The sequence below is a fragment of the Moraxella sp. K23 genome (genome assembly GCF_041154765.1).
In the GTDB taxonomy this organism is placed as follows: domain Bacteria; phylum Pseudomonadota; class Gammaproteobacteria; order Pseudomonadales; family Moraxellaceae; genus Faucicola; species Faucicola tetraodonis.
In genome coordinates this window covers 22,563-49,233 of sequence record NZ_AP031598.1, presented here as the reverse complement: position 1 = coordinate 49,233, position 26,671 = coordinate 22,563, and the positions used below count along the sequence as shown (strand labels likewise).

The window sequence follows — 26,671 nt, the reverse complement described above, 5'->3', positions numbered from 1 at the left end:
TAAATAAATGTTATAGATTTTCTTTAAATATTAATTCAATGAAAACACCTGTTATTGTTGAATAAATCAGGATGAGCAATTTTAATTGTTTTTTCCCTGATTTTATTCAATAATATTGTCTATTATTTATTTCAATAAAAACCTATCAATAATATTATGCTGGTCATTTATTTTTGTATTTTATTGTAATTTATGTATTGACAATAATATTTTTATTCTAAATTTTAATTGATGCTTTTTAGATATTATCTCGTGTGTTTGGATAACTTTTAGTTATGGTTATAAAGTAAGTTAAAATTAGTCGATATTTTTCAGAGGGTGGGTATTTGTCGACTATTTCGTTACTGCGTCGTTGGCTATTTTTTTAGGAGGGTATTTTGACGGTTCAGGTAATTGGTTATGCTCGGGTGTCAACCAAGGAGCAAGATTTGTCTTTGCAGCTTGATGCTTTGAGTAAATATGGCTGTGATCGAATTTTTACTGATAAGCTAAGTAGTGTAAAAGAACGCCAAGGGTTAACGGATGCGTTAGGGTATTTACGCGACGGTGATACCTTGGTGGTTTGGAAGTTAGATAGGTTGTGTCGCTCCCTACCCGATTTGATTAAAATCAGTGAGCAAATTCGGACGGCGGGTGCACAGCTTGTGAGTATTACCGAGAGTATTGATACCAGCACACCTGCCGGTCGGTTGTATTTTAATATTTTAGGAGCACTGGGTCAGATGGAGCGTGAGCTGATTCAAGAGCGGGTAAAGGCGGGTCTTGCGGCAGCGCGTCGCCGTGGTAAAGTCCCGGGTAAGCCTAGGGTGAGTGAGGAGAAGTTGGAACTGGCTCGTCGGGAGTTGTCTGCTGGACGGACTTATCCTGAGGTGGCAAGGATTCTAGGGGTGCATCCGCAGACGTTGTATCGGTTGGTGCCGGTGAAAAGTTTAGAGATCCAATGACTAGGCCTTTCCAAGTAGGTCTAATACTAATATTGATGTATGCTGAAAAAAATAGAGAAGAAGACCTAATAAAGCCACATCACTAACTCAACACTTTCTGTATTGCTAATAAGACGCCTACCACCACGGCAAATAAAATAATTAGACTTAAAAGGTGGTTATGTTTGGCTAACAGCCCTCTACCCTGAACATTTTCTTTATGATCAAGCTTGACCATTTCCAGACATTGTGAGATGAAAGCTAAGCTAGCAGCGGTAGCTTTTTTAGAATGATAAGGTTTTGGCTGATTGGCAAACCCAGGTAATTCTTCTTGGGTTGGTCTTACTTGTTTTTTAAATGATTGCCAATATTGTCCGTTGGCATTGAGCTGATAAAAGGCAGGACTGGTTTCAATATCATTGTCACCGTAATAAAGCCACTGCTGGTATAAATAACTGCCCTCCCAAAATCTAGCTGGTAGTATGGTGACAATGCCTTCGCAATCATCATGTACCAAAATAGGAATGATATTCATGGATAATTTGCCATTGGGCAGATGTGGGCGCCATAGAAAAGTACCTGTTGTTATGAGTGGTAATGCGCTTAATGCGGATGGGACTCGCTGTATATGGCGCTCTTGTTCATCGGTCACATGTTCCGCATAGCGTCTTAGCTCAGGGTCATCAGGGGTGGTATGTTTTAGGGCGTACAGTTGACTTGCTACATTAGTTAGTTGATAGGAAGGGGTGCGCCCAGTTGGGTCATATACGATATCAGCCGGACAGGAAAAAGCTTTATCTTCATCAAACAGAAATTTGTTAGCTTGTACAATGGCTGCCCAGACAAGACGTCCCTCACTGTAGAGTTTACCAAGATGATTGATTTGTTCGATAAGCGGGTCATTATTGAGCATCCAGCTAGGTGGCACAATCTGTAGGTACGCAAGCTCTTTTTCTTGCATGTGTGCCAGTGTTTCAGCTAAGTTAATATTTAAGACTTGTGATAGTTTAATTTCTTCTTGAAGTTCTTTGCTCATGCTGGTCTCAAAAGATACAAATTAGATTATTGCAATAATTTATAATAAACAATTTTCTAATCTTAGCGTATCCAGCTGTCTTATGACAAATCCATTGCTATTTCTTTTTTCATATTTTGTTTTTTTATTGGTTTATTTGGAGTGTGAATAGTAGCTTTAAGCGATAGTAAGCAAGGAAAATTAAATCTATGAAAAACAATAGGTTTTCGTGATAACAAAACATCTCTAAATTTAGCAAACATTTATTTAATCAGAATCAAGAAATATTTAAGTATTTAAGTATTTAAGTATTTAAGTATTTAAGTATTTAAGTATTTAAGTATTTAAGTATTTAAGTATTTAAGTATTTAAGTATTTAAGTATTTACTGATAATAGAATTTTCTTAGAAGCACTGTCAAATTGATATTGATTGATTTTGCCCTGAAAAATCAGTTGCAAAGCTTTTTCGATATTGATGATATCCACATCAAACCATTCACTGGGCTTATAATCTTGACTTCCTACTTTAAGAGTCATATTTAATCGTTGCTCATAAAAGAATTGATGTAAACGATATTCAACCTGCTGTGGGTTACTATCATATAATGCCCATTCTGCAATAATATCCACCTCAGAAAATAAAAAAGTAGCATCCATTTGCGAGCTTTTGGCTCGCAATTCTCCTCTATTTTTACTAAAACCAATCTTGTGTAAGTGGTGAAATCTTTTTAGCTCATCTCTTGGTTTTTTTAATTTCGCCACGTAGATGATACCTGTCAGTTTTCTCCCATTTTGATTTTGCAGAGTTGCCATATCCTGCGTTGGAGTGTCACTAAAACCACTAATCAAATCCAAATTTTGCCATTCTGGCGCAGTGATAAGTAATTGATAGCTATCGGCATCATGGCGATACTGGGCAGATGCCAATGAACGTATTAACATATTGGATTCTGTGCCATTAGCAAATATTAAGCGTAATCGTTGTTGGTTGCGTTCATTTTTGCGGGTTTCAGCCTGATAGATACTAGCGACATAGCATACCAGCCCATTTAATACAAAGACACTACCCTCTCGAATATCCTTGACCGAAGAAAATGCCGTTTTATGGTATTGTTTGGTTCGCATTGAATCATGAATCAAGGTAAAAATAGGTGAAAATTTGTCAAAGTCTTCACAAATTTTACGCTTTGCCACCAACTCATCACTAAACTGGTCAGGGCTTGCTCTATCTAAAATTGAACGATTGTAAGTTTTAGCCAATAAACTGCTATCAATATCGCCTAATTGTGCCAGTAAACCTTGACTATCCATGCGTAAAATATCGTCAATTGACGTTGGGGTTTGTTTGACTTGCGTTTGCTTCAAAGGTTCAGCATTAGGATTCGGCTTTAATTCAGTTAGCAAACTGAAGTTATCATAGGGTTTTAATATATCTAATTTTTCAGTGTCCTGCTTTAAAGAAGCCAATCGCCTAGCTAACTTTTTCTCTTCGAATCCGTTAGACTTGGGATTTTGCTCGCTAGGTGAGTGTCCATGTTGTTTAACAAATTCATTAATTTCTTGAAACTGGCTGACCAAGTTATCATCAATACTTAGCGTTGGTCTGGCAATGATATTAGCCAGTAAGCCATTGTTATCATTTGCTAAAATGTCTGCCAACGATTGATACGGACGGCTTTTTTGTTGTTGGTTGCGAGCATTCAAATTCATGATTTAGCCCTATCCATTATTTTGTGCTTCACTATTTGACTGGCTGTTTCTTTGTTCTGCAACTTTGATACGGATAAAGTTTAACGCTTCCGCCATACGGACTTCTTGAGCGTCGTTGCTATTGCGATTGGGTTCATTGCCTGTACGAGCAATAAAATCATTTATACGCTCCCACAATCCAAACGCTTCTTGCTCGGTCATAGTCGAGCGTGTCGCCAGCACAACCTCATTGATAGTATGCAGTGCTTGGCTATCAAGATTTTTGGACAATACCTCATAACCGCGTTGGAATGGATTGACCGCATTAATGAGATTAATAGGCAAATCAGCCACATTGATGAATTTTTTGCCAATTTTGACAAACTGTTCATTGGTAGTATTCGTCGTTCGTCGGCTATCTTGATTGGTAGTTGGGTCAAAAATTGTGACGTTATACGGCAAATGTCGTTCTTTAATAATATTGACTGGATCAAGCGATTCCCTTTGAGCAGCTGGTAAATGGGTGATATCAATATATTTGCCATTTTGCTCAATATATTGGCGCTCGCCTTCAATATCAGCATCATTAGGGATTTGGTTAATTTCAACTATTCCACCACTATTATTAATCAGCAATTTCGTCATAACACCTTGCTGGACTTGTCCGATTTCATCATCATCCAAGTATGGATAACGAATACGAAGCATAGTCGGCAATACCGTGTCTGAGATAATTTCGGCTTGTTCATCAGCGTCTAAACCATTCTTAAACTCAGGCGTGGCTTGAATATATTGTTTGGCTAACTGGGTATTTTGGCTAATTTCGGCGATGATTTCATTGCTATCTTGATTCAGAATTTGCAAAGCCCGTTTTGATGGCGGATTAACACTGTCTTCAATGATAATCGTCCCAATCGGTAATACTTCATCAGGTTTGGCTTCACTTCTGGGTTTAAAATTGACATTCGGGGCTAAGACTTGCTCCATCAATAGTGATAATGAAATGGCTTTGAGCATGTCATTAACTGCATTGGTCACTTCGGTTTGACTGGCTTCGGGCATTGCGATGAGATTGGTAAATTGAGCATGGGTTTTGCCTGCCACATCCCGTGTTGCTCTGCCAATGATTTGAATAACTTCTGTCATTGAGCCACGATAGCCAATGGTCAAAACGTGCTCGCAATATACCCAGTCAAAGCCTTCTTTTGCCATACCCAGTGCGATAATAATATCCATATCATCACGTTCTGTGATATTAGCCAAATACGCTTGCGTTTTGACCCGTGTGGCATCATCATTGACCAAGTCAGCCACTTTAAGCAGTCTGCCGTCATCGGTTTTGACCGTTAAAACCCCTGTATCTGTATCAACATTCACCGTTTCCCCAATATAGCCAATGATTTTTCTTACCGTTTCGTATTTATCCGTTTCGGCAGATAGGGCATTGACGTTAGGAATATGAATAATGGTTTTAAGTCTAGTGTCTAAGCAGTCTGGCAGGGCATCAAAAAAGGAATCAGTATAAAAGCAATAGTTTAGGCTCAACGATTTTAGGTGATTATAGCCATTAAGCTGTTCATAATAGGTATAAGTTACCTTATCAAATTTTTCTTCGTCTTTTTCGAGCAAAATTGGTACGGCATCGCCCCGAAAATACGAGCCTGTCATTGCCACGATATGTGCATTGGACTGCGTCATAATTTCATCAATAATCGCCCCAAGTCGGTTATTGTCACTTGCCGATACATGATGAAATTCATCAATACCTAGCAGTACATCATTAAATAAACTGACATCCGCCACTTTGTCATAGCCGTAGCGTAAACTATGATGAGTGCATACCAACACCATTGGAGCGCCCTCCCCTATCTCACGCAAAAATTCGCTAAAAATCTCGGTTTTGCTATTGTCGCTTTGGTAGTTATTTAAGCAAAGGTTGTATCTATCATCGACTTCCCAATCGGCAAAAAATCCATACTGGCTCAATGCCGTTGATTTAAACGATTTACCGATACTCATTTCAGGCACAGCCACAATCACCTTTTTGATACCTTGGTTGATGAGTTTATCGAGTGCCAAAAACATCATGGCTCGAGATTTTCCCGACGCAGGTGGTGATTTGATGAGTAAATATTGGCTTTGGCGTTTAGCAAAGGCACGAGACTGCATTTCACGCATCCCCATGTCATTCATGGCGGTGCTGTTGCCTGTCTGGGCGTAGGTTTGATTGAGTAGCTGAACCATCTTGGTCATAATTTTTCCATATTTAAGTATTTAAGTATTTAAGTATTTAAGTATTTAAGTATTTAAGTATTTAAGTATTTAAGTATTTAAGTATTTAAGTATTTAAGTATTTAAGTATTTAAGTATTTACTGATAAATAGTTTTCAAATGTTGTAATGCAATATCAATATGCTGGTCATTGAATAATTCCAATTTACGTTTTGCCCAGATTTCCCCTGCTTGCCAATTTGCCATGCCTTGCTTAATACCTTCCGCCGTAGCAGGATATTGTTCTTGATAGATTAGCCAATCCACCGTAGATAGTAACTCCAAGCCAAACGGCGACTCAAATCCTGCTATCACATTATCAACTTCTGTCAAAACGGGTAAAAAATCTGACATTGATGTTTGCAAATATTGCTCAACTTCAGCTTGTTTAGTTTGATTTGTCCAAATAACATCCAATGGTTTGCAGTCTGGCAGACGCTTTTCAGCCAATAAATAGCTACCATCTAGATTGTTAAGTAAATGACGTAGATTTGGGGCATAAGTACCATAATAATGGGGCATAAATGATAACTGTAGCGGATTGGCTAGACGATGACGCTCAATGGCTCGTTGCAAAAACCACATCAGTTTATGCACTTCAAGCAAGCTACATTCCATACCAAGCACCCAATAGCGGTCAACTACCTGATACAACAAGGCTCTAGCATGGGTGAGATTATCAGTTATTGGTGCAGTCGCGACCGTATAATAACTACCCGATGGTTCAAAGATTTGAATATCAATATTTGGCAAATCGCCCAAGGCTTGTTTGATAAGTGGCTTCACCTGTTGCCAAGGCAGTCCGCCATTACCCGCTCCCAATGGGGGAATGGCTATCGATTCGATACGATTATCAATTAACCATTGTCGCAAATCTTGCAATCCTGCTTGTATCCATTCGATTTGTGATTTGGCTCGCCAATGCTGTTTGGTCGGAAAGTTTACTATCCATCTTTGCTTAAGTTGGGGCTGAGAATGTTGTGTGGGTGGGGTATCAATATCAACCACAAACATTTTACCGACTTGCACATCACCTGATTTGCACGCTTTGGCATAGCGTTTGAAATTTTCGGGAAATTGTTGTTTAAACATTAATGCGATACCTTTGCCCATCACACCGACCGTATTGACGGTGTTAACCAATACTTGGGTATCCGCTTCGAGTAAATTGCCTTGGGTGTATGTAATCATATTAAAGATACCAGTTGGGTCGGCTATGCACGTCCAATGTAATGCCAGACGTATTGATTAATTGTTGAATGCTTTGTTTGACGTTGTCATTATAACAACAGATACCGATGATTGCCGATATAGGGCAATGCTGATAAATCAAAAATTCGGCTTGATAACGCTCAAATTTTGCCAAGTCGTTAGGTTCACGGCTAAAATCTCGACGTTGCAATAATGCCCAGTCAATTTTGTCTAGGTCTTTTCTGTCGGTAAAAAAGTTCGTCCATTGGTAATAAGCATGGCTATTGGTAAAGACATAGTCCAAATGCTGGCTTTCTACCGCATCAATCGATGATACCAAAATCACGATATCTTGCATGGGTCGTTGCATCACACCCCGACCCGATTTGATATTAAGTAGCATGGGCGAAAAAGGGGTAAAATAAAACGGCACATAGTCATTAAGATAGCCTTGCCGTCCAACAGGCACAGGGTGATTGGCTCGTTTTTGAATCAGTTCTGGATTGCCGATATGTTGCCAGTTGGGTGACTGGATAGGGCTATTGCCACTGTGCAAGCCATTGGCAAAAATCCATGGTAAATTCGCAATATGGACAATCCGCCATATCAGTCCTTTGTTTGGGTTTAATGTATTACTATAATCATAAGTCATAAGTAAATACTTATATAATTTTTTAAGTAAATATATAAATAATTATATAATTATCCAAATAGTTCAGAATGTGTTTTTAGATGGTGCAGTTCAATTTCATCGTCATGCAGTTTATATACCAGCACCAAGTCTGGTTTGATATGACAATCTCGATAACCTCTAAAGTTACCAGTCAAGGCATGGTCACGGTATTTTTCTGGCAGTTGGATTTTTTGTACCAAACAATTTAATACTTCCGCCCATTCTGCGGTGGCTAAGTGTATGACTTGTTTTGCCATGTCTTTTTTAAAGCTTTTAGCAATCGAGATTTTACGTTTCACTTAGCGAGCTCCGCCACTGACTTATTAAAATCATCAACCGTGGTAAATGTTTCATATTCGCCATTTTCAAATTCTTGAATGGTTTGGCGTAGTAGATTTTCACCTTGTGGGCTTAATTGATACTCTTTTTGATAATCAAAGGTCAATGGCACGGTGCGAGTTTTGGCAACTTGTTTTAAAAATAGCTTGATGGCTTGTGAAGGTGTCAAACCATAGCTATCTAATACTGCAAACGCCTCATCACGCAGTTCTTGGTCAAGTCGAATATTATAGGTAACAGCGGTCATACTATTAATCCTTTATACGTTAGTTATACGTTAAGTATAGTACAACTGCTTAAGGCTGACAATTAATAAAAGCAAGCTATTTATATGATGAGTATATAAGTAAATATATAAATAATTATAAATATATTTACTTAAATACTTATTTAATTATTTACTCTTTTTCTTTTTGGCTTTGTTGTCAATGGCTTGCTTTTTTTCGGTATTGATTAGGCTTTCGTAGCGTTCGAGTAGATAAGCCAAACGACTTGCAGTATCGGCAAAGCCTTTGGGGTTGTAGAGTTTGTCCACGGCATCGTCTAGGTTTTGGTGGGCGATTTTAAGCGGCTCTGGCATGGTATCTGGGTCGTAGAGTTTGGCTAAGGTTTCGCCTGCGAAGTCTTCACGGGTGAGTAGGATTTCTTCGGCTAAGTGTTCGATATGCTTTTTTTGGTCATCCGTGACGGTGGGGAAGGGGAAGGTGTTATAAACAATCGTTCCTGAATAGCGGTAACGACTTTCTAATCTTCCAGCAACTAATCGCATCCAATCATTATGGGCTAATGATGTTAAAATGCCAAATTCGAACATTGTGCCATTTGGAATCATGTGATTTAGATTTGTAGATATTATATTATGACTAAAAAAACCAATTGGTACATATTTACGTCGTTCTGAAGATACACTTGGTACTAAAATATAATTGTCAGATTTGGGCTGTGAAATTTGTTGAAAAAGGTGGGGTTCAGAAGCGATTTTTTTTGTTGCTTGCGATATACTCTCTAAACGAAATAACTTCACTTTCTCTAAAATTTCTTTAACATTTTTCATTTCTTCTAAAGTTTCTAGACTTTCATCGGCGAACCATAAACACCATCTTTGTTCACCATTTAAAAATTCTCTTGCACCTAAAACCTTTCTCACATATTTTTCAGCCAATGGTTCTTGTAATAAAAATTTATCTCTTTCTTCTTTACTATTGAAAAAGAAATTGCCATCATCTGTGGGTTTATTTCCATACACCATTTTTGAACCACTATACAAAGGCTTATCCCGACTTTCTACGGTAATATTTGACCCAGCGATAAGATACGGGCTGATATTTTTTACCTTTTCACTGTGCCAAATCCCATCCACCTGTGAATAAATCGTCTTTTGCCCCTCATTCATCATCTCAAGCCCGATAATCACCACATGAACGCCTGCATTGTGCTTGGCATTGTTTTTCCACGGAAACGACTGATACGCAAAACCAATGCCAACACCCAACCCAAAAATATACGGAAATAACATCGCCACTTGCTCACCTTGGGCAATCGAATTGGTCGATACCAACGCCATTTTGGCTTGACTGCCTTTATCATGGCTATCTTTGAGATAATTTGCCCCTTTCCAAAACCAAGCGGTGACAAAATCCAAAAATTTGAACTTTTTAAACCCGACAAATACCTTTTCCATATCGGCGGTTTGCTCATCCGTGCGATTACCCGAACCACCAAATGGTGGATTGCCCACCACATAGATTTCTTGCTCACCGTCATTGGGGCAGACCGTCTGCCAATCCAAGCGTAAACTATTGCCATGCACGATATGACCGCTGTCTTTAAGGGGTAGCGTGGCACGACTTTGCCCAAAGGCTTCACGGAATTTGACATTCATCTGGTGTTCGGCAAGCCACAGCGACAAGCGAGCAATCTGTACCGCAAAATCATCAATCTCAATGCCAAAAAAATTGTCCAAACTAACCACACTGTCAAACCCAAAGTCCCATGACAGATTTTGGCTATTGCCTTTCATCATGTCCAATTTGGCTTGCCATACCTTGATTTCAAGCATTCGCAATTCTTTATAGGCGATAATCAAAAAATTGCCTGAGCCACACGCAGGATCGAACACCTTGATATTGCCTAAACGGGTCAATAACTCGTCTAAGCGTTTGGCTTTTTGGTTTTTGTGGGCATTGTCATTGCTTAGGCTAGCCAATTGCTCATATTCTGCTCTTAAGCCTTGCAAAAAGAGCGGCTCAATCACTTTCATGATATTGCTAACGGACGTGTAATGCTGCCCTAAATTACCCCGTTGCTGGGTATCAATCACCGCTTGGAACATAGAGCCGAAAATATCGGGGTTAATCTCTGCCCAATTCATCCGTGCACAATCAAGCAAAATCCGCCGTGTGCGAGCGTTAAACTCAGGTATCCAATATTGCTCACGGAACAATTCACCATTCACATAGGGGAACTTGGTCAAATGGCTAGGCTTGTTTGCTCGCTGTGGGCTATCCATCGGCAAATCGAGCACTTCAAATAAATCATGCAAAAAGGTATTGGTATCCGAGCCATCCGTCTGTGTGGTGGCTTGTAAGGTTTGGCAAAAGCTGTCTTTATCAAAAATACCCGTATCTTCGGCAAAAAAACAAAACAGCAAACGGGTTAAAAAAATGTTTAACGCATGGATATCGTCTTTGGTGTCAAACTCGTTATATCGCTTGATAAAATCAAATAACCGCCCCATTTTCTCGGATGCTTTGACATCAGCAGGGTGTTCGCTAAAATCTTTGGCACGCTCTAGCCCCACCAAGGGCAAAAAGAATGCATAATCTTTATCCAGCTCGACAAACTCAACATCGAGCGTATCATCGGTTTTGACATCGTAAGCCAATAAAGTCTGAAAATCTGTGACGACAAGTAGACGGATTTTGTGGGTTTTAATCAGTGGGTCAGTTTTGAGCGTTTGTAGGGCATTTTCGAGTTGCTCACTGCCGGTTAAACCACTATCGGACAACAAATCGCCATAGTTTTTGCCCACAGGCTTAAAATAGATTTTCTGTTTTAGGGCGACTTCGCCAAGCTCTGGGTGTTTGGCGATATTGGTACGGGTGTTTTGGCTTTTTATATCGTTCAGGGTCGTTTTTGAAATATCAAGTAATGCCAAAAAATCTAAAATAAACTTGCTTTGCGGTTGCTGACCATTTGCAATCGCTTGTGTGATTTTTTCGAGTCCATCAAAAAATTGCGCCTGATTAAATGCCATTCTTACCTCAAAAAAAGTAAATATTTGCTTATATAAGTATTGATATAAATACTTATATACTTACAAAAATTCTACCTTGCTTATAATTAAAATTGAACTTGTGACCCCGAATTTCTACATGTAATAAAACTCAAAATCTCAACCCCGAATTTTTACACCTATTAAAAATTATTTCATACTTATCTACTTATTCAAGTAAATAAGTATTTACCTATTATCGTTTATTTACCGTTTGCTCGATTAACTCAATTAAAATCTGTGTCACTGTTTTACGGCTGTCTAACGCGTGTTGCTTAAGCTTAATGTATAAATCTTCATCAATATTAAAATTGGCTTTTATTTTTTTAGGTTCAATATTTGTTACATCGGCTAAACTTAGCTCTTGTTCGGCTTTCTTTTGACTCGGTCTGCCTGCCATTAAATTACTCATCATTTACTCCTTACTCCAAATAGCTTTTAACTTCAGTAGCTAGGGCATTCATCTCTGCCACCGCATCGCTGCTTTTACTTTCTGTCTCAAATACCGTTTTACCAATCGCCGCGCTGTTAGGATAGGCAATACGCTGGACGATTTTGGCATCTAATACAGGCAAGCCATACTCCGTTAGTACTTCTGATACCTCACCGCTGATTCTAGTGTTTTTAATGGCACGAGACACCACAAACGCTGATTTGAGCTTATTATCGGTCATCTCAATACGCTGTTTAACCAAATCCACCAAATCACTGGTTGCCCAAATATCATAAGGTGACGGCTGCACAGGAATCAGCACAAAATCTGCTGCTTTAATAGCAGACACTGCAAGATCAGTTGCTTGCGGAGAGCCGTCAATTACCACAAAATCCTTATCAGAAATATTTTTTAAATCTCGGTCTAGGGTAGGGCGATCAAGTCCAATAACAGTTACAGGGTTACTCTCATCAACGGCACTCCAATCTCGAGCAGAGCCTTGTTTATCACTATCAACCAGCAAAACACTGCTGCCTTGTAGTTGTAATGCTCGGGCTAAGTGGGTGGCTATGGTAGTTTTGCCGCTGCCTCCTTTTTGGTTTAACACTGCAATCACTTTCATACTTATATCCTTAAAAGATTATGTACTTATGTAAGTATATAGGTAAAAAACTTCAGAGACAATCGTATTAATTTAATCTACCCAAATTTTTACACTTGTTATTTATACCTCTTACTTACAAACCCCGAATTTTTACATCTTATTGCATACCCCAGAATTTTACAGCTATTTCTTAAACACCTTAAATCTTTACCCCAAAAAAATACACCTTCAAAACCTATAGTTATGTTCAAAAAATAAATTTACAAAATTTAAGCGTTTTAACAGCTTTTACTATCGATTGGCTACCTAAGTACCATTTTAATTCCAGTAGCCTGTTAAAACACATCCTATGCGGTTTTAGGGCTATATTATCTATGTTTACCTAATCTTATATCCCAAAAAGTATAAATTGATTGAATTTAACCCCAAAATTTTACGCAGTTGACGTGTTTTTTAATTCTATTACTCGAAAAATAATCCTGTTTATAAAATTTACCCCTAAAATTTACATCTTTCAAAAAAAAATTTTCTTTTTTCTTTTTAAAGCTTTCTTCTTTTTAAAGCTTTTGTCCAAAAAATAAAAAACGCTAGAACCGTTGGTACAACTGGGCTAGGTGAAGTTTTTTTAAGAAGATATATGTAAAAAACTGGGGTAAACATGTAGAAATTTGGGGTTTAACATGTAGAAATTTGGGGTAAACATGTAGAAATTTGGGGTTTAACATGTAGAAATTTGGGGTTTATGTGTATTTATAAATGTCAATATTACATATATAATCTTGTAGAAAACATATTTAATTTGAAGGTGAAAAATGTTGTCAGGAGATATGACCCCAGAAGAGTTTAAAGAATTTCAAGATAATTTAAGGGCAGCAATAGGTAATACTTATACGGTAGAAGTAGGTAAAATATTAACTCAAGAGGAAGCAGAAAATTTAATCCGTTATATTCGTGTTGTTCACAACGATCCTGATGCGACTATTCAAATAATACAACCACTAGAATATGAAAAACCAAATTTTGACTTTGAAATTATTGCTAAAAATAATCAAATTATTTCGCAAAGAGAAAACTTGGATTCACTGTCATTAGACTTGGAAATAGAGGAGGCATCATTAGCGCCTACAGAGTCAGTCAAGTTAAACGAGTTATATGTTAGTGAAAATGCTACTAGCGAGAATGACAAAATTTCAAAAATTTATGGTGAAAACTGGATTGTATTGCAAAATCGTTTATTAAACGCAATTAGTGATCTCAATCAGGATGAAAGAAGATTTGTTATATTCCTATCCCCATTGGTGCGAAAAGCAGTCGATATTAATCCAAATCAACATACCTTTACCGTAGTAGCAAAAGATTTTGCAAAAGAATACGACATCGCTGAAAAGCATGTCTATGATAAATTAAAGAAAATCTCTAAAAGTATTCATGGTAAAGTTTTTTATTATTGGAATTTTAGGGCAAATAAGAAAGCTAATTTAAAAGGCGTTTCTTGGATCGGTACAGCAGAATATAAAGATCGAGAAGGTATGGTGGAAGTATCGCTGCTTGATGAGGTCATACAAATGCTCACGGTATTTGATAAATCCAATCCTTTTACCAAATATGAGCGTAAGCACATTGCTAATTTAGGTAGCCATGGCATTATCTTATTTGAATTAATATCAAGCTGTATGCACCAGTTATTCAAAAGTAAATCTTATGAAATAGAATACCTACGAGAAAAATTTAATTGTCGTGATACTTATTTGCCAATTGCAGAATTCAAAAGGAATGTAATCGATAAAGCAATTAAAGATATTGAATCGAATACGCCGCTTAGAATCAATTATGAACAGAAAAAAACTGGGAAAAAGGTAACAGAGCTACTATTTAGTTTCTATGATTCAAGTGTCAAAAAGGAACAACTAGAAGAAAATATTTCGGCGAAAAATGATGCCATCACTACGGAAGATAAAAAATTATTTGGATGGCAAACCAAAGGCTTAACCGATGCTCAAATCAAAAAAATCGCTGTTTACCAAAAAGAACTCATCGATGCCAACACAAATAAAATAAGCCCAAATGATCATCGTGACTATCCTGAAATTTTCGAAGATTGGAAAGCCATGCTCAAAGACCCTAAGCAGGTTAATACATTTCATAAAATTCAGGAGTTGCTAGATCGTAAAAAAAATTAAGCCAACCGCCATGTTAGCCTAAGCAAAAAATTGTTGATATTTTGAAATAATAAACATAACTATGGCAGATCTGGTAATCCTACTTACCTATACAGCAAAGAGCCAACCAATTAATTAGTTGGCTCTTTTTTTTGTGAATCGGTTTGGCCGTCATCTTCATACAGAATGATATCGCCAGGGGTGCAGTCAAGCAGCTTGCACAAGCGTTCTAAAGAAGCAAAGTCTATGCGTGTCACCTCGTTATTATATAAACGATAAAGTGTGGTTCGCCCCATATCAGTCAAACGGTCCGCATCTGCAACCCGAATCCCTTTTTGAGCAAATAACACTGGCAGATTAAGCTTAATCATAAATATTTCCACAAATTAACACAAAGTTATTGCTAGTGGAATAATAAGTATTTATAATAAATTCCACTAGCGGTAATATTATTGCTTTATAGAGTAATTTATCACCATCTAAAAGTAAGGTTATTATGCCATATAACTACTGTTTTTACCAAAATATCCCAAACGGAGAAAAGAAAAATGCACCCAAATCCCGTCATTCAACACCTCTATAATCAACTTGACCTTAGACACGAGCGCCAACAACAAATCAACCTATTGACCAGCAAACTTATCAAAGAACAATGTATTCAACTGGGCGATGGACTGTACCTACATCTTGGTCAAACCAAACGCTGTAGCAACACCCAAGCGATTCAAAAGTGGGTTCAAACTATTTATGACGCGATTGACACGGGTGATTATCAAGAAACCTACCGAAAACTTGAGCACGAATTCTTAGCCCTAATGCCAGAACTCCTATAACCCATCTTAATGATAATAAAAAAAGGAAATACTTATGCATCTACACTACATCCAACAAAACAGCCTAAACCCCTTTGAATTTCAAATCTGCCAAGCCTACTACGAAAACCCTAACAGGCACACCACACCCTTGGCACACTTACAGCAGCTTTGCAGCCAGTATCACATCACACTAGAACAACTTGCAGCCATCACCCAAAAGGTCAAAGCGTATCACCCGCATACCCATTGCATCGCTTGCCACGTTGCCGAAAGAATCATCGAACCTGACTACCACGACATTCGACACCTACAACAACTTGACTATATCTGCGATTATTGTCAATCATTTATCCATGCATCTAACCAATCCCAATATTTTGCCAATATTCCCTTGCTAGCTAGCAAAGCAATCATTGATGATTTGCCATATTAAAACAACCGCTAATAAAAAAGTCTAAAAAAATCGTTCCCCAGCAGTTGGGGAACCAACAAACACTAACCGACTAAACCAAACCGCAAAAACAAATACCACACAACACAAAAAATAGCGTTAGCAACTTTTAAACAAACGTAATCTACCAATTATCAAACAAGCAATCAAAAAACAAGCAATGCCAAACCCAACGCGAAACAATTTTCTATCACAGCGCCCGATACACTTGAATCATTAATCATGCTGCGGCAATGACAAACCTTCTGTCATACCACTTGGCGATAATCCTAAATTAATACTACCAACCTCTTGATGAAAAACAGGCTGACCAATTGTCGCAACTGGCTTAGACATATGATCTTGAACCGGCACCACCTGATCCACATCCTTTGCCAAATACTCAGACAACAACACCCGATCCTCAGCGGTAAAATGACCTTGCTCAAACATCTTCGTTAAAAACTTAGCATAACTAAACTTATCACTAAACTTCGCATCCTGCATAATTGCTGACAAAAATACCTCACCGACGCGTTTTTGTTTTTGTTCAAGAAGCGCCTGTGCTTTTATTAGCCTATCCTTATCAATCTGCAACGCTTGCTTAGAGCTTTCACGCGCAACCGTTTTACTACGATCCGCATTAATCAACAAACGCAACTTTTTAACATCCTCTTCTGACTTAGGATCAATTTCAGAAATCAACACAATTTGCTGTTGTATGCTCGATAATTTCTTTTTACCTGCAAGATTTTTCAATAACTTGTCTAAATAACTTTGATCCTTTTTACTTAACGCTAACATCTAATACCCCCTATGTTGTGACTAATACTAAAAATCATATCAACATCTGGTAAAAAAATAAATAGCCACCTATTGTCAAAGATCAACAAATGCGTATAATCAAAAGAAAATAGTAAAAGACAGCAGACGTTTCGATAGCCAGCAAAGACAGCGTTACCACGCCACTTCGTGCTGTACTAACCTGTCGCTGGTAAAAGTGGGCAAAGCCCCCTTTTAAAACCCCCAATCACGTTGGCAAATGGGATTGTGTTAATGGCAGAAAACAAACAAGTTGATGGTGAGAAACGACAGACTCGGTTAAATTTACGGCTGACGGATGCAGAACATGCAATGCTTAAAAGTCGCGCAGAGGGTTTTGGTTTGCCAATGGCGGAGTTTGTTCGGGTGTTTTTATTAGAATTACCTAAACCCGCGAAACGTGTGCATGATTTGCCGATGGTTGATCCTAAGCTATTAAGGCAGCTGGTGAGTATTGGTAATAATGTAAATCAGTTAACGCGTTATGCACATACGGTATCTAATGATCCCAAGCAAACATTAGATGTGCTATCCCTATCGTTTGCACTACAAAAATTGGGTGATGAGTTGGCACAGTTACGTGAACAGTATTCACTAAAATTGGTTAAAGAATTGGATGCGTGTGTGAGCGATGCGCCGGTGCTTGATACCGCGATTGATACTGCCGATGTGATCAACCGTGATGAGCGTTGTTAATGCTGGTGCGTTTTTTTAATCATGGTCGGGTGCGTAAAGGCGCTTTGACACGCACAGGTGGGGGCGGGGCAGTACGCAATTATTTGTTGGTTGCGTCAGAGGATAAAACCAAACCGCGTGAGGGGGCAAGGCTGATTTATGGTAATGAAGTTGAAACCACGGAGGTGATTAATGGTATTAAAAATAATAAGATTTATACCTCAGGGGTGTTGTCGTTTGCCCCAGAAGAGTCGATCACCGATGCCCAAAAAATTGAGATCATTGAGTCGTTTGAACAAAATTTATTTCCTGGTTTAATGCCTGGGGAGTATAGCGGCTATTGGGTTGAGCACAAAGATAAAGATCGCCAAGAGCTGCATTTTGTATTTGCTGAGATCCATTTGCCCAGCGGTAAGGCGCTGCCGGTATATTACCATAATCTTGATTTAAAGTTGGTGGATAGCTGGAAAGATTTGACCAATCATGATTATGGTTTGGTAGACCCTGATGATCCGAGTCGTACGCGGGCTTATCGATTAAAGGGGTATGAGTATAGCCTTAAAAAGCAACAAGAAAGGCAGCAGCATGCAGTCGTTTCGGGTAAAACTCCGCCACCGCTTCGAGTCTTTGATGAGGAGAATATCGGCAACTGGCTGATTGATGAGATTGCCAGTAATGATGCTATCCAAACCCAAGCGGATGTGATTGGGCTCATTAGTGAGGTGTTTGAGATTACCCGTATTGCTAAGGATGGCCAATCGATTTCCATTAAAAATCCAAACGGTGGCCGTAATATTAAATTAAAGGGGATGCTCTATGAGCGAGAATTTAGCCGACAGCGTTTCGAGTCGCTTGGCACAACGCAAAAAAGACAACCAAGCGATCGAGCAGCACTTCAAAGCATCAATCAGCGAGAGCGTGAAAAGCGCCAGCAGCGATTGGAAAAACGCTTTGCAAGCCACCGTGAGCGAGATCGAGGCTTTAAGCCAAACCTTGATCCAAAACTCGAAAAATCTGAGCAACGAGCAGATAACCGCGGCCCAACAGCAGCTGAGTCAGTTAACCCAAGCGTTGAAGAATTTAACGCAGACAGTCAGTACATTGAGCCAAACCACCACCACGAGCGTGACGGACGTGAACACACAGGTGAACGCCGCCCTGACCACATTACAGGCAGCGGTGAGCGAAGCGAGCGATCAAGCGGTGGCGACCAGCCAGACGACGTTGCAGTCGATTCCAAGCCAAATCAAGCAGGTCAGCGAGCAGCTGATGCAAGATACCCAGCAGACGATGATAGCGCATCAACGTCAATTGAACCGATTGTACCGGCTAGGATTAACCGCCTGGGTAGTCACCGCTTTAGGGATTTTCGCCGCTATCGGTTTGTTCGGATACCATTATTATCTGGGCAAACAGGTATATCAGGCCCAACAGCAGTTGGACACGCTGCAGCACTATATCAGCCGAACGCCCTTAGAGGTCAAGGCATTTTCTATGATGGATATTTATCCGAACAAGCACAACCCAGATGGGGTAATCATTATGCCGAAAAATCAGTTGACCGCGTACTGGACCAAGTCAGAAGCGAACAACAAGATCTTATTACTGACGCCACCGGACAACTCGATGTTACCGACCCCAGCCCAGCAAAACAGATCTTCCAAACAGAAGTAATTAGCCATGAACCAACCGACGCCTACCGAACTCATCACCAAACTTTTAGACAGACTATCGAGCGATTTGCACAACCAGCTCGAGGAACGGATCAATCAGATTCAAAGCGAGTTACAGCAGCATATCGATCAGACGATCAGCACAGAAATCACGACACTGTGTCAGACCTTATTGACGAAATTATCGGCGCATATCGACCAGCAGATCGACGCCAAGACGAGCAGCCTAACCCAAACGATCGAAGCTTGCTTGAGCGCATTAATGACTACCAATCAACAACAATTGGAAATGTTGAAAGCACGCAGGGACGAATTTCGGCTCTTGGAAAAAAAGACACAAGCAGCCTTGACCAAATTGCAGGACATCTCAGCAATCGACGACAGCGGCATCGACAGTACGCTGAGCGAGTTAAAGAGCTCCATGCAGACAGTAACCATCTCAGTCCAATCATTGCAGACAGCCATGGAAAAACTCGAGAAATCCGTAACCGACGAATCCGACGAACTTTTTTCTATACACCACATTTCTGGCGTATTAACACAGACGCAGACGACGTTAGAACAAACGCAAGCCACCTTCGAGGCGTACTTAGCGAAGCTCAAGCCATTAGTGGGGTAGTGCTTGAGATGCTAAAGGCAATGTTTAAAAGAATGTTTGAGGGGGTTCGTGATCAGTTAGTGGGGCATGCAAAGGCAGGGCGTTTAACGGTTGCAACGCCTGATAGCAGTCATGTCCAAACAGTAACACCGGATCAAGCCGAAGCGTATGTACACCAAACGCCTTATAATTTATCAGGGTATGCCAAGCTTGTGTCGACGGTGGATCGGGTAAAAGGGCAAGGTAAATCTAGCGATGCGCCTGAGCCTAGGCAGCCAAGTAGTAGAGGACCTGGGTTTTAGGCAATTTAATTGAGGGGTAGAATTAAGCTATGCGGTTGATTTACCTTTATCTTCAAAATCAACCATCCCTAGCTATTGTCTAATAATTTTATCACCTGACAAGGATCGAGCTTTAAAGCTTGACAATAGGTGATAAATTCACAGACATCCAAGCGTCGATCACCAGTCTCTATTTTACCAATCAGCGAATAAATAACGCCCATTTGGTCAGCTAATTGCCGCTGCGTTAAACCCAATGCTTCCCGTTGACTTTTAAAGATCGCCCGTAATTGCTGCTGTTTAGTCGAGTGTATAGAGGTACGAAAATTCATTGCACCTATTTTAGGTTTAAGCTATTATGAACCTGTTTTAGGTGCAACTTATGCGGTTATTTGCTTCATCGAGTCAGTAACTTGTTTGAAATTGCGCGATGAAATAGTTAACAAACTTCGGTGTTTCTACTTCGATAGTGATTGGTATTGTGTACGATGGAAGAAAAGAAAATAGTGGTGGCGGTTCAAAATCCTTATTTAGATGCAAGAGCCAGACAGACAAGGATGCAGGTCAATAATGTTACCGTGGTGATTGGTCTAGCCATTATTGGTGCTGTTGGCTACTGGTTGTATGGCCTTATTATGTCGTGGCCTACGGTTAGTGCACCCTATAAGTATGCGCTCGCATTTTATTTTTACGCCATCTTTGTGCCTGTACATAGCTTTGTGGATGTATGGGACTGGATGATGGATATCCATATTACCCCTTTTCCGAACTTAAATGGCCTTATTGGTTTGATCGGGATGGCGCTGTATAGCTTTCTAACACTATTTGTGATTATTCCACTGTCACTGGGCTATATTCTCAAAAAACTTAAATTAACTTGGGGCAATTTATTTGCTTTATTTCTCGCACCTGGTTTTCTGGCAATCGTTTGGTATATTGTTGCAAGTGTTTTAGGATGGCTGTTTGCGACAAGTTAAATACCATGATGGTATGAATAGGCGAAATTTTTAAAAATATTTTCGTGGTTGATTTGATTGGTATGTTTGGGTTAAGGTTTGTCTAAGCTTAGTATTTTGACTATCTATGGCTATTGATTAATCTTCAGAGCTAGCCATAACATTCTCTTAAAAATTAAGATTAGCACAAACTAAAGAAATTTTTAAGCAAGCAAGGCAAGCCTTAGAACAGCTTAAGGGAAATCAACATGAAACAGCAACCGAAAATTATAGTACCGAACAATAATAAATATACTCGACATCTCAAATTAACCGAGAAACAAGAACAAGAATTGATCGCTTACAACAAAGCAGGGGCAGAGTACTTCAAGAAAGCATTTCAACATCGAGCTAAAAAAACCAATCATGTAAAAGACTAAACGCTCAAGCAAGTGCTAAGCATTTATATCCCTTGATAAGCGATGCGTTTGAATTTGAATATTTAACATAATCAAAGTTTGGCGAATTCGTAATAATAGTCTTTGCTTGATATTATTTTGCTGCGATATTTGTTTTTTACCAAATGTTGATATTTCCGACAACTCCAGAACAGTTCACTCGACTAATGGATATGTATCGCCTGTTGACGCGGAAAATATCTACTATTGTTCATTAATTTCGTCAGGCTATGCTGCCTGACTCAAGCAAACCTGTCTCCGAGAAAACCAGGACGGTTCATTTTTTAGAATGGTGGTAGATGGGATGGTCGGATGCTTACATAGGGGTCAGCACAGAAAACGGAGAAAATAGTACGCTACAGAATCTTGTCGAGTATTTCTAAAATTGATAATGGGATAACTGTCTAAAAAACCAGCGTTTTTAGACATATCACAACTGAAAAATAATCCTAATAGGCACTGCTATTTGGTTGGGCTAATTAAAACTGACTAGCAAAGTGGCGAATATGTTCGGCAATCACATTGGGCTGGCTTAATATGCCCCAATGGTTGCTATTGACGCTAACCTTTTGAAAATTTTTGACCCATTGTGGCATGGCATCAATGTAGTCTGAACTAACGAATTTATCCTGGGTTAAAACAATCGCTTGCACAGGGCTATGGGCAAAACGCTGCCGAGGGCGTAAGTTTCTGGGTAAAAAATTCGCCCGATACAGGGCTATCCCATGTTTACCATCCGCTTGTACCAAAGTATCAAGCGGAATATCATGGGTGTTTTCTAGCTTTTGAACGTGTTTTTGCCATTGCTTAGGTGAGTAAGTTTGCCAAAAAGTAGGTGCGAGAAAGGGCAAGTGCATCATGCCGATATACCAGGATTTACTCAGTATCGACAACAGCTTGGCAGGCTGAGAACCAATACTGCGTAAGTAAAGTGCCACATGGTCAAGGCAAGGACCTGAAATGGTAGAAAATGATAAAATTCTGCCCGCCAATTTTAGGTCAGTCACCGCTTCCCACGCCTGAATTGAACCCCAATCATGGGCAGCAAGATGAAACGGCTTATCACCAAGCAGCTGCTTTGCCACGGCTTGCAAATCCTCACTGAGTTGTAATAAATGATACGCTTTTATATATGTCGGACAGTCTGACTCCCCTGCCCCTCGCACGTCATAGGCTATCACAAAAAAATCGGCAATGAGATGGGGTATGACTTTTTCCCAAACCGTATGGCGGTCGGGATAGCCATGCACCAATACCAAAGGCGGTAAAGTGCTATCACCATACGTAAATGCGGCAAGTTGGTGATTATCCGTGGTAAAAATCTTATGATGTTGGGGCGATAAAGTAGGCATAGTTGGGTCTCGTTTTTGGCTTAATATTGTGGGTCTCTGACAGTTTGGGTGACGAATGTTAGATTAGACTTATTTGATAATGTTGTTAAATGAAGTAAGACGATGGTAGTGGGCGGTGTTTTTTAGGCGAATGAGATAGTCTCAATTTTGAAAATACTCGACAAAATTCCTTAGCGTACAATATGGTTCGAATTCTTAGATGACCCCTAATAAGCAATATTCACTCTTTAATAACCAATTTATCTAAAATCCCACATTCTGCCGTCCCATCCCCTTTACAACTATCATGCCAAACTTGTAATGTGCTTTTCATGGCTTGTAATTGCTCGATTTTTTCGTTTAATGTCACAATATGCTGTGCGGTTAAGGCTTTAACCTCACTATTATTACGACATGGATTGTCCTGCATTGCCAGTAATACCTTGATTTCTGCTAACGAAAAATCTACGTCTCTCGCTCGTTTAATAAATTGTAAACGCTCAATACTATCCTGTGAATAGTCCCGATAACCTGACGGTGTGCGAGTAATCGCAGGAATTAGCCCGATTTTTTCATACTCTCGGATTTGGCGAGCGGTCAAGCCTGTGGTTTGTTCTACCTGTTTAATATTCACTATATTTCCTTTTACAAAAGAATAACAAAGAAATAGCTTGACCCTAACATAGTGTTAAGCTTTATACTGAGTATAAATTAAATCTCCGACTAACAAAAGGAAAAACGTATGAACGTACTTTCTACCAAATTCAAAGCTTTAGCCTTATTCAGTTCTATCGCCCTATTAACCGCCTGCAATCAGCCTACCAAAACTGAGAAATCAACTAATCCAGTAACCGCAAGTAGCGCCAGTAGCGTAGTAGCATCCACAAAGACAAATGAAACCGCCCATGCAGGACATGATATGAGCAAAATGAATGGCATGGGAACAGCAAGCAGTCCTACTGCTAGCCAACCTGCCCACGTTGCCGAGTATATGCAATCCATGAACACCATGCACGAACAGATGATGTCTGCCAGCCATATTGCTAACCCTGATGTTGCTTTTGCTACAGGTATGATTGCCCACCATCAAGGGGCGATTGATATGGCAAAAATTCAGCTAAAATACGGCAAAGACAGCGAAATGCGAGCCTTGGCAGAAAATATTATTAAAGCCCAACAAATAGAAATCACACAAATGCAAACGTGGCTTAGCAAACACAAAGATGACAAAGCCCCTACTAATACCGCTATGCCTGAAATGGATATGAAAAGCCATGATGCCATGATGCAAGGCATTATGGACAGTGACCCCGATGTTGCCTTTGCCAAAGGTATGATACCACATCATCAAGGGGCAATTGACATGGCGAATACGGAATTAAAAATGGGCAAAGACAAAGAGATGCTACAACTTGCCAAGCAGATAAAATCTGCCCAAGACCCTGAAATTAAGCAAATGCAAGCATGGCTTGACAGTAAAAAAACTAAATAATTAAATAATTAAACCACTTTAATAAAACCAAAGGAACGACTATGAGTAATCAAACCACTACCCTAAACATTAACGGCATGACCTGTGGTGGCTGTGTCAAAAGCGTCACCAACGCCCTTAATCAAGTGACAGGCGTACAGCAAGCCGATGTGAGCCTAGAGCAAAACAATGCGGTGATTAACTTTGATGATAGCCAAACCAATGAAACTGCCTTAAAACAAGCCATTGAAGATGCAGGATTTGAAGCGAGTTAAAAGTATCATCAATTTCTTATTTTTATCAAAATACCAATAATACGCCTTTTAATTCATTTAAAAGGCGTATTTTACCTTTAGCAATGAATGTTTTAAGGAAATAAAAACTGCCATGACGACCGAAACTATCAATCTTGATATTGGTGGTATGACTTGCCAAGCCTGTGCCAATCGTATCGAAAAGGTGCTGAATAAAAAACCTGCCATTCTTGAAGCAACGGTGAATTATGCCAATGAAACCGCCCATGTGAGTTTTGACGACAGCCAAACCAATGCCGATGAAGTGCTAGACTGGGTTAAGAAAACAGGCTATACCGCCCACATTCAGCAAGCCGATGCGATGTTTTCCCAAGACAAAGCCACAGAAAGCGTCACACCGCCACTTCGGCTGATATTGATTTGGCTGTGTTTATTGCCGTTTTTGTGGGGTATGCTGGGCATGATGATTGGCAAACACGACTTTATGCCCGCGATTTGGGTGCAGTTTATTTTAGCCACGATTGTTCAGTTTGGTTTGGCATTGCCATTTTATAAAAGTGCGTGGGCGAGTATTCGAGGTGGACTTGCCAATATGGACGTATTAGTGGTATTGGGAACGCTGACCATTTGGGCGTATTCGACTTATGTGTGGCTAACTATGGAGAGTTCGCACGCCATGCACGATACGGCTCACGCTATGCCTGATGTGTATTTTGAGGCAGGGGTGATGGTCATAGCCTTTGTGCGATTGGGCAAATATCTGGAAGAACGCACCAAAAAACACAGTTTAAACAGCATTAATCTGTTGCTAGAACTCACACCAAGTAATGTTTTGCTAAAAGTGGGAAATGACTGGCAACAAACGCCGTTATCCAAGGTCAAAATCGGGCAGATTTTACTGGCAAAACACGGTGACCGTATTGCCTGTGATGGTGTGGTGACTGCTGTTACAGGGGGCGAAGCGTGGTGTGACGAAAGTCATCTCACAGGTGAATCCTTGCCGATTCCCAAAAAAAACGGCGACAACGTGATGGCAGGGGCAATGCTGTCCAGCGGTACACTCGAATATCGGGCAACCGCCATTGGGAGCCAAACCCAGCTTGGCGACATGATTACCGCCCTCAATGACGCCCAAGGCAGTAAAGCCAATATCGCCCGTATCGCTGACCGTGTGGCAGGGGTGTTTGTGCCTGTGGTGGTGGTGATTGCGATACTCACGTTTATCGGCAATTTTTATGTGCTTGGCTCGTTTGATACCGCCTTAATGCGAGCCGTGGCGGTGTTGGTGATTGCCTGTCCGTGTGCCATGGGGCTTGCCACGCCGTCTGCGATTATGGCAGGGATGGGCGTTGCTTCTCGGCATGGGGTGTGGTTTAAAGATGCCCAAGCCTTAGAAGCGACTGGCTCGGTGGATACCATTGCCTTGGATAAAACAGGTACGATTACCGAAGGCAAACCGCAAGTCGTAGCACATTATCTGTTTGATGAAGAGTTAAATTTAGCCGAAATCGCTCAAATCACCGCCACGCTTGAAACCCATGCCAATCATCCATTAGCGACTGCCATGCTTGACTATGCTAAAACCTTTAACTTGGAAAATACCTTTACCGTCAATAACGTAGAAAATGTGACAGGCAAAGGCATACAAGGCGACATTGCAGATATTGGCTTGGTAAAAGTCGGTAGCCCTGCTTTTACCAATATGACGTTACCGCAAGAGATTTTGGCAGAAAAAACATGGCAAGTTGCAAGCCTTGTTGCCGTTAGCGTGAATGACGTACCGATTGCCATGTTTGCCCTTGCAGATAGCTTGAAAGCGGACAGTATGACCGCCATTGCCTCACTTAAAAAACTGGGCTTAACCACAATAATGTTAAGCGGTGATAAACAATCGGTTGCCGATTATATAGGTGGACAAGTCAAAATTGATATCGCGATTGGCGAACTTTCACCTCGGGATAAAGCCACAAAAATCAGCGAACTACAGCAAAATGGCAAAAAAGTGGCGATGGTTGGCGATGGCGTAAATGATGCCCCTGCCATGGCAACGGCTACCGCTAGCTTTGCGGTACAAAATGGCACGGATATCGCCCAACACAGTGCTTCGGCTCGTTTGATGGGCGATGGCAGTCACTCTATTAGCCATGTGTTGTCAGCGGTAACGATTGCCCGAGCCACATTAAGAAATATTAAGCAAAACCTGTTTTTTGCTTTTATTTACAATATGATAGGCATTGGCTTTGCCATGGTGGGCTTGCTTAATCCGATGTTAGCGGCAGGGGCGATGGCGTTAAGTTCGATTTCGGTATTAATGAATGCGTTGCGATTGACACGGTTAAAAGGATAAACTTTTTCA

General features: G+C 40.1%; 26 protein-coding genes. 11 read left to right on the top strand and 15 right to left on the bottom strand.

The window, feature by feature from the left end:
• The first annotated feature begins 377 nt into the window (after window positions 1-377).
• On the top strand, window positions 378-944 hold the full coding sequence (locus ACAM37_RS11810) for a recombinase family protein (protein WP_201666660.1): 567 nt from the start codon (window positions 378-380) through the stop codon (window positions 942-944).
• A gap of 82 nt (window positions 945-1,026) precedes the next feature.
• Here the strand turns inward: ACAM37_RS11810 and ACAM37_RS11805 are convergent, their stop codons facing one another.
• The 10 genes from ACAM37_RS11805 to parA all read right to left on the bottom strand — a co-directional run bounded on the left by ACAM37_RS11805 (window position 1,027) and on the right by parA (window position 12,431).
• A complete protein-coding gene (locus ACAM37_RS11805; RefSeq protein ID WP_099808754.1) occupies window positions 1,027-1,959 on the bottom strand; it encodes a hypothetical protein in 933 nt (310 codons plus the stop codon).
• Window positions 1,960-2,314: 355 nt separating this feature from the next.
• The gene (locus ACAM37_RS11800; protein ID WP_369626911.1) at window positions 2,315-3,649 is read right to left on the bottom strand and encodes a GIY-YIG nuclease family protein; all 1,335 of its coding nucleotides are present in this window, start codon (window positions 3,647-3,649) and stop codon (window positions 2,315-2,317) included.
• A gap of 9 nt (window positions 3,650-3,658) precedes the next feature.
• Complete coding sequence (locus ACAM37_RS11795; protein ID WP_369626910.1) at window positions 3,659-5,881, bottom strand: DEAD/DEAH box helicase; 2,223 nt, start codon at window positions 5,879-5,881, stop codon at window positions 3,659-3,661.
• Window positions 5,882-5,998: 117 nt separating this feature from the next.
• Window positions 5,999-7,090 carry a type II toxin-antitoxin system antitoxin DNA ADP-ribosyl glycohydrolase DarG gene (gene darG / locus ACAM37_RS11790; protein WP_369626909.1) on the bottom strand — a complete coding sequence of 364 codons (1,092 nt, stop codon included), beginning with the start codon at window positions 7,088-7,090 and terminating at the stop codon, window positions 5,999-6,001.
• A 1-nt stretch (window position 7,091) separates the two neighbouring features.
• Window positions 7,092-7,742 carry a type II toxin-antitoxin system toxin DNA ADP-ribosyl transferase DarT gene (gene darT / locus ACAM37_RS11785; protein WP_309593613.1) on the bottom strand — a complete coding sequence of 217 codons (651 nt, stop codon included), beginning with the start codon at window positions 7,740-7,742 and terminating at the stop codon, window positions 7,092-7,094.
• Window positions 7,743-7,792: 50 nt separating this feature from the next.
• Complete coding sequence (locus tag ACAM37_RS11780; RefSeq protein WP_082741501.1) at window positions 7,793-8,062, bottom strand: type II toxin-antitoxin system YafQ family toxin; 270 nt, start codon at window positions 8,060-8,062, stop codon at window positions 7,793-7,795.
• Window positions 8,059-8,349: a type II toxin-antitoxin system RelB/DinJ family antitoxin gene (locus ACAM37_RS11775; RefSeq protein ID WP_060996076.1), complete on the bottom strand. Its 291-nt coding sequence runs from the start codon at window positions 8,347-8,349 to the stop codon at window positions 8,059-8,061. Before ACAM37_RS11775 ends, ACAM37_RS11780 begins: the two co-directional genes overlap by 4 nt.
• Before the next feature lie 147 nt (window positions 8,350-8,496).
• Window positions 8,497-11,358 carry a class I SAM-dependent DNA methyltransferase gene (locus ACAM37_RS11770; RefSeq protein WP_369626908.1) on the bottom strand — a complete coding sequence of 954 codons (2,862 nt, stop codon included), beginning with the start codon at window positions 11,356-11,358 and terminating at the stop codon, window positions 8,497-8,499.
• Between the two features lie 214 nt (window positions 11,359-11,572).
• Window positions 11,573-11,791 (bottom strand): hypothetical protein, encoded by a 219-nt coding sequence (locus ACAM37_RS11765; protein ID WP_157797051.1) that lies wholly within the window; start codon window positions 11,789-11,791, stop codon window positions 11,573-11,575.
• Between the two features lie 7 nt (window positions 11,792-11,798).
• Window positions 11,799-12,431 (bottom strand): ParA family partition ATPase, encoded by a 633-nt coding sequence (gene parA / locus ACAM37_RS11760; protein WP_007117279.1) that lies wholly within the window; start codon window positions 12,429-12,431, stop codon window positions 11,799-11,801.
• 794 nt (window positions 12,432-13,225) lie between these two features.
• On the opposite strand from parA, the gene ACAM37_RS11755 reads away from it, so the two are divergent.
• Window positions 13,226-14,593, top strand: coding sequence for a replication initiation protein (locus ACAM37_RS11755; RefSeq protein WP_076776949.1), 1,368 nt, complete (start codon window positions 13,226-13,228; stop codon window positions 14,591-14,593).
• Between the two features lie 110 nt (window positions 14,594-14,703).
• On the opposite strand, the gene ACAM37_RS11750 is transcribed toward ACAM37_RS11755, so the two are convergent.
• The gene (locus ACAM37_RS11750; protein WP_007116192.1) at window positions 14,704-14,943 is read right to left on the bottom strand and encodes a helix-turn-helix domain-containing protein; all 240 of its coding nucleotides are present in this window, start codon (window positions 14,941-14,943) and stop codon (window positions 14,704-14,706) included.
• Window positions 14,944-15,120: 177 nt separating this feature from the next.
• On the opposite strand from ACAM37_RS11750, the gene ACAM37_RS11745 reads away from it, so the two are divergent.
• Window positions 15,121-15,405, top strand: coding sequence for a hypothetical protein (locus ACAM37_RS11745; protein WP_227522814.1), 285 nt, complete (start codon window positions 15,121-15,123; stop codon window positions 15,403-15,405).
• Window positions 15,406-15,439: 34 nt separating this feature from the next.
• Window positions 15,440-15,820: a hypothetical protein gene (locus ACAM37_RS11740; protein ID WP_369626907.1), complete on the top strand. Its 381-nt coding sequence runs from the start codon at window positions 15,440-15,442 to the stop codon at window positions 15,818-15,820.
• A gap of 234 nt (window positions 15,821-16,054) precedes the next feature.
• On the opposite strand, the gene ACAM37_RS11735 is transcribed toward ACAM37_RS11740, so the two are convergent.
• A complete protein-coding gene (locus tag ACAM37_RS11735) occupies window positions 16,055-16,621 on the bottom strand; it encodes a hypothetical protein (RefSeq protein WP_099808775.1) in 567 nt (188 codons plus the stop codon).
• 252 nt (window positions 16,622-16,873) lie between these two features.
• On the opposite strand from ACAM37_RS11735, the gene ACAM37_RS11730 reads away from it, so the two are divergent.
• On the top strand, window positions 16,874-17,335 hold the full coding sequence (locus ACAM37_RS11730) for a MobC family plasmid mobilization relaxosome protein (protein ID WP_065253144.1): 462 nt from the start codon (window positions 16,874-16,876) through the stop codon (window positions 17,333-17,335).
• Window positions 17,335-19,887 carry a relaxase/mobilization nuclease domain-containing protein gene (locus ACAM37_RS11725; protein ID WP_099834583.1) on the top strand — a complete coding sequence of 851 codons (2,553 nt, stop codon included), beginning with the start codon at window positions 17,335-17,337 and terminating at the stop codon, window positions 19,885-19,887. Before ACAM37_RS11730 ends, ACAM37_RS11725 begins: the two co-directional genes overlap by 1 nt.
• 68 nt (window positions 19,888-19,955) lie before the next feature.
• On the opposite strand, the gene ACAM37_RS11720 is transcribed toward ACAM37_RS11725, so the two are convergent.
• On the bottom strand, window positions 19,956-20,198 hold the full coding sequence (locus ACAM37_RS11720) for a helix-turn-helix domain-containing protein (RefSeq protein ID WP_007117406.1): 243 nt from the start codon (window positions 20,196-20,198) through the stop codon (window positions 19,956-19,958).
• A 156-nt stretch (window positions 20,199-20,354) separates the two neighbouring features.
• Between ACAM37_RS11720 and ACAM37_RS11715 the strand changes: the two genes are divergently transcribed.
• Together ACAM37_RS11715 and ACAM37_RS11710 are read left to right on the top strand one after the other, a co-directional pair.
• Window positions 20,355-20,843: a hypothetical protein gene (locus ACAM37_RS11715; RefSeq protein WP_007117405.1), complete on the top strand. Its 489-nt coding sequence runs from the start codon at window positions 20,355-20,357 to the stop codon at window positions 20,841-20,843.
• A gap of 227 nt (window positions 20,844-21,070) precedes the next feature.
• Window positions 21,071-21,241, top strand: a complete 171-nt coding sequence (locus ACAM37_RS11710; RefSeq protein WP_156652131.1) for a hypothetical protein — start codon at window positions 21,071-21,073, stop codon at window positions 21,239-21,241.
• A 497-nt stretch (window positions 21,242-21,738) separates the two neighbouring features.
• Here the strand turns inward: ACAM37_RS11710 and ACAM37_RS11705 are convergent, their stop codons facing one another.
• Both ACAM37_RS11705 and ACAM37_RS11700 read right to left on the bottom strand, forming a co-directional pair.
• Entirely contained in the window at window positions 21,739-22,611 is an 873-nt protein-coding gene (locus tag ACAM37_RS11705; protein ID WP_369626906.1) for an alpha/beta fold hydrolase, read from the bottom strand.
• A gap of 220 nt (window positions 22,612-22,831) precedes the next feature.
• Window positions 22,832-23,224: a MerR family DNA-binding protein gene (locus ACAM37_RS11700; RefSeq protein WP_050325870.1), complete on the bottom strand. Its 393-nt coding sequence runs from the start codon at window positions 23,222-23,224 to the stop codon at window positions 22,832-22,834.
• A gap of 108 nt (window positions 23,225-23,332) precedes the next feature.
• On the opposite strand from ACAM37_RS11700, the gene copM reads away from it, so the two are divergent.
• The 3 genes from copM (at window position 23,333) to ACAM37_RS11685 (ending at window position 26,662) form a co-directional block, all read left to right on the top strand.
• Complete coding sequence (gene copM / locus ACAM37_RS11695) at window positions 23,333-24,082, top strand: CopM family metallochaperone (RefSeq protein ID WP_007116045.1); 750 nt, start codon at window positions 23,333-23,335, stop codon at window positions 24,080-24,082.
• Window positions 24,083-24,123: 41 nt separating this feature from the next.
• Window positions 24,124-24,336 carry a heavy-metal-associated domain-containing protein gene (locus ACAM37_RS11690; protein WP_007116046.1) on the top strand — a complete coding sequence of 71 codons (213 nt, stop codon included), beginning with the start codon at window positions 24,124-24,126 and terminating at the stop codon, window positions 24,334-24,336.
• Window positions 24,337-24,448: 112 nt separating this feature from the next.
• Window positions 24,449-26,662 carry a heavy metal translocating P-type ATPase gene (locus tag ACAM37_RS11685; protein ID WP_159675756.1) on the top strand — a complete coding sequence of 738 codons (2,214 nt, stop codon included), beginning with the start codon at window positions 24,449-24,451 and terminating at the stop codon, window positions 26,660-26,662.
• Window positions 26,663-26,671 lie beyond the last annotated feature (9 nt).